This is a genomic window from bacterium (genome assembly GCA_040756715.1).
GTDB lineage: Bacteria > UBA9089 > UBA9088 > UBA9088 > UBA9088 > JBFLYE01.
The window spans coordinates 1-3,888 of record JBFLYE010000158.1 but is presented as its reverse complement, the minus strand read 5'-3'; the positions used below and the strand labels follow the sequence as shown (position 1 = coordinate 3,888).

The window sequence follows — 3,888 nt, the reverse complement described above, 5'->3', positions numbered from 1 at the left end:
AGTTTTATAAAATTTTTTCCCTTTTAATTCAAAATTCAACATTCAAAATTCATAATTTTATAAAGTTTTCCTTAAGATTATCTAAACACATACATTTTGTAAAGCGTTATGGAATTAACTATAGATAAAGACCTGGCAGAGCTTTATGGAGTAAAAACATCTGCGTTAAAAAGACAGGTCAAGAGAAATATAGAAAGATTTCCAGAAGATTTTATGTTTCAAATGACAAGGGAAGAATATAGGGCTTTAAGGAGCCATTTTGGCACCTTAAAAAGAGGCGAGCATTCAAAATATCTACCATACGCATTTACAAAGCATGGTATTCTTATGCTTTCAAGTGTTCTAAACAGCAAAAGGGCAATTCAAGTGAATATCCAAATTATGAGGGTCTTTACAAGACTAAGAGAAATAGTCATTACCCACGAAGAACTAAAGAAAAAGATTGAATCTATGGAAAGAAAATATGACCAGCAATTTAAGATTGTTTTTGATGCCATAAAAACCTTGCTCATTACCCCTGCTTCTAATATAAAAAGAATAGGGTTTAGAGAAAAGGATGGAAATAAGTGAAATAGCATCTGAATTGTTAGAAAAGGGAGAAGTTTCCCTTATCATTGGATATGACAAGAAGGGGTACCCCTGTTTTATTAAGGATAAAGAGGAGACAAAAAGGCTTGTTTTTAATGAGGGATGCTTTAATAATCTCTCGGTTTATTTGACAAGGATAAAAGAAAAATGTGCAATTGTTGCAAAACCCTGTGATGTAAAATCTATAATTGGTCTTATCCAGGAGAATCAGATAAAGAGAGAAGATGTTGTAATAATTGGGGTTACCTGCCCTGGGCTTAATTTAAAAAAATGCCTATCCTGTGATTGCCAAAACCCTTCATTCTGTGATTACACAATTGGAGAGAAAATAGGAGAAAAGGAAAAAATGGATAAATTCGCAGAGATTATTGAGTTTGAAAAGAAAAACCCAAGGGAGAGATGGAATTATTTTAAAAATGAATTTAGCCGATGTATAAGGTGCTATGCCTGCCGCCAGGTTTGTCCCCTTTGCTATTGCGAAACCTGTATTGTGGATGTAAGCATTCCACAATGGATTTCAAAGGCTAATTCAAGCTCATCCAATTTTATCTTTCACATAACCAGGGCATTGCACCTGGCAGGAAGGTGTGTTGGTTGTGGAGAGTGTGAAAGAGTTTGTCCAATGAATATCCCATTATCCTTACTAAACCTAAAGATAGAAAAGGATGTCTTTGAGCTATTTGATTATACCCCAGGGAAAGATGTAGACTTAAAACCACCCTTTCAGACATTTAAAAAAGGGGATTACAATGAATTTATCGGATAAATTATTAAACAAAGAAAAGCTAAATGACTTTATAAAGGCCCTAAAGAAGGATTTTTCTGTTTTGCTTCCTGTAAAAGATGGTAATCTTATCTTTTTTAAAGGGCTTAAAGATGGAATAAAGCCTTGTTTTGACTACTCCATTGCCTCGTCACATCCACTTAAATCCATTTTTCTTCCCCAAAGAGAAGAATTGTTTAGATTTAAGATAAAAAAGAATGAGATTGAAATCTTAGAATCATCAATGAACGATGAGAAAAGAATAATTATTGGCTGTCGCCCCTGTGAGGCAAAGGGATTAACCATCATTGATAAGCCATTCCTTGAATGGCAACCAAGGGATGAGGCATATCTTAAAAGGAGAGAAAATACCATAATCATAAGCATTCTTTGTCCAGAGCCAGAGGATACTTGCTTTTGCACATCATTGGGATATAATTTAGAGGATGGCTCTGACATCTTAATGATTGAGCTATCTGGTTGTTATTACCTTGAGGTATTAACCGAAAGGGGAGAAAACCTTGTTAAAGACCTCCCTTTAGCAGAAGACAAAAAGATAAAGGAAAAAGAAAAAGAAATCCTAACATCTAAAATAAAAAGGCATATTTCAATTAACTCCCCAATTGCCTTTGATAATCCCCTTTGGAAGGAAATTTCCCAAAAATGCCTTGGCTGTGGGATTTGCACATATTTATGCCCAACCTGCTATTGCTTTGATATCGCTGATGAAAAAAATAGCCGTTTTAGATGTTGGGATTCCTGTAGTTTTTCCTATTTTACAAAGATGGCCGCCCATCAGCCAAGACCAGAGCAATTTCAAAGATACAGAAACAGGATAATGCATAAATTCTCATATTTTAAAGAGAGATTTAATGAATTTGCCTGTGTTGGCTGTGGAAGGTGCATAAGGCATTGCCCTGTTTCTATGGATATTATGGAGGTAATTGAGAAGTCAGGAGTCAGGAGTCAGGAGTCAGGAGTCAAGGGGTAAAATGGAAAATATATATAGACCAAAGGTTTTAGAGATTATTGATATTATTGAGGAAACACCTGATATCAAGACATTCAGGCTTGGTGCGGATATTTCTTATAGACCAGGACAATTTGGGCTATATTCTGTATTTTCTGAGGGAGAGGCTACATTTTGCATTGCCTCATCGCCTACAAAGAAAGGCTATATTGAATGCACGGTAAAGAGAATAGGGAGGGTTACAGATGCCTTACATAACCTTGATCTAGGCGACAAGATTGGCTTTAGGGGTCCTTATGGCAATTCATTTCCCATTGAACTATTTAAAGGAAAAAATCTATTGTTTATTGGCGGTGGGATTGGATTAGCGCCCTTGCGCTCCTTGCTTTTATATTGCCTGGACAAAAGAGAGGATTTTTCTGAGATTACCTTGCTTTATGGTGCAAGAAGCGTTTCTGACCTTGTCTATAAAAAAGAGATTAATGAATGGAAAGAGAAAATAAATGTTTTTTTAACCGTTGATCCAGGGGGAGAAACCCCTGATTGGAAAGAAAAGATTGGCTTTGTTCCCAAGGTATTGGAGGAATTATCTCCCAAGAGAGAAGATACCTTTGTAATTACCTGCGGGCCTCCCATAATGATAAAATTTGTTTGTTCTTCTTTGGAAAAACTAGGATTTTCTGATCATAAAATTATAACAACCCTTGAGATGAAAATGAAGTGTGGCATTGGCAAATGTGGAAGGTGCAACATTGGAAAAACCTATCTCTGTAAGGATGGCCCTGTATTCAGCCTGAAGGAGATAAAGAATATGCCAGATGAATTCTAATATAATCCTTGGAATAACAGGAAGCATTGCCGCATATAAGTCTTGTGAGCTTATAAGGAAGCTTAAAAGCTTAGGGTGCGATATTCATCCTGTAATGACAAGGCAGGCCAAGAAATTTATCAGCCCACTTACAATTGCAACCCTCTCAGAAAACCCTGTAGCGATAAAGCCCTCATTCCACATCGAGCATATAAAGAAATGCGATTTGATAATTATTGCACCTGCCACAGGAAATATCATAGGAAAAATTGCACAAGGCATAGCAGATGACCTTTTAACAAGCATTGCTTTAGCTATGAAGGCACCAATTATAATTGCACCAGCAATGAATGAGGGAATGTATCTAAATCCTATCACACAAAGGAATATTAAGATTTTGAAGAAAAACGGCGTAATTATAATAGAGCCAGAAAAGGGGAAATTGGCAAAAGGTGAAGGTTATGGAAGGCTTGTTGAGGTTGATGTAATAGTTAAGGAGGCAATCTCTCTTCTTGAAATAAGCAAGATTGCTCTTTCTAAAAAGGTCTTAATAACCGCAGGTGGAACAATTGAGCCAATAGACCCGATAAGGTTTATCTCAAATCGCTCATCAGGTCTTATGGGGCATTCCTTAGCCAGCAGATTTTCTTTGTTGGGAGCCGATGTATCCCTAATAACCACAACAGATATTCCTACCCTGTCATCTATAAAAAGATACACGGTAAAAACAGCCTCTGAGATGAAAAAAATGGTTGATGA

General features: G+C 36.4%; 5 protein-coding genes. All 5 read left to right on the top strand.

Annotation, left to right across the window (positions count from 1 at the left end; translation table 11 throughout):
• Positions 1 to 108 precede the first annotated feature (108 nt).
• Positions 109 to 570 carry an ORF6N domain-containing protein gene (locus AB1397_05810; GenBank protein MEW6482501.1) on the top strand — a complete coding sequence of 154 codons (462 nt, stop codon included), beginning with the start codon at positions 109 to 111 and terminating at the stop codon, positions 568 to 570.
• Positions 557 to 1,354: a 4Fe-4S binding protein gene (locus AB1397_05805; protein ID MEW6482500.1), complete on the top strand. Its 798-nt coding sequence runs from the start codon at positions 557 to 559 to the stop codon at positions 1,352 to 1,354. The genes AB1397_05810 and AB1397_05805 overlap by 14 nt, the downstream gene beginning before the upstream one ends.
• The gene (locus AB1397_05800) at positions 1,338 to 2,342 is read left to right on the top strand and encodes a 4Fe-4S dicluster domain-containing protein (GenBank protein MEW6482499.1); all 1,005 of its coding nucleotides are present in this window, start codon (positions 1,338 to 1,340) and stop codon (positions 2,340 to 2,342) included. The genes AB1397_05805 and AB1397_05800 overlap by 17 nt, the downstream gene beginning before the upstream one ends.
• A gap of 1 nt (position 2,343) precedes the next feature.
• Positions 2,344 to 3,150 (top strand): FAD/NAD(P)-binding protein, encoded by an 807-nt coding sequence (locus AB1397_05795; protein MEW6482498.1) that lies wholly within the window; start codon positions 2,344 to 2,346, stop codon positions 3,148 to 3,150.
• Positions 3,140 to 3,888, top strand: a 749-nt coding sequence (gene coaBC / locus AB1397_05790) for a bifunctional phosphopantothenoylcysteine decarboxylase/phosphopantothenate--cysteine ligase CoaBC (GenBank protein MEW6482497.1), incomplete at its 3' end; no start/stop codon positions are given. The genes AB1397_05795 and coaBC, both read left to right, overlap by 11 nt.

Bases quoted from the DNA above. Each gene is read 5' to 3' on its own strand.
- AB1397_05800 (MEW6482499.1), top strand. From the start codon at position 1,338: ATGAATTTATCGGATAAATTATTAAACAAAGAAAAGCTAAATGACTTT.
- AB1397_05810 (MEW6482501.1), top strand. From the start codon at position 109: ATGGAATTAACTATAGATAAAGACCTGGCAGAGCTTTATGGAGTAAAA.
- AB1397_05805 (MEW6482500.1), top strand. From the start codon at position 557: ATGGAAATAAGTGAAATAGCATCTGAATTGTTAGAAAAGGGAGAAGTT.
- AB1397_05795 (MEW6482498.1), top strand. From the start codon at position 2,344: ATGGAAAATATATATAGACCAAAGGTTTTAGAGATTATTGATATTATT.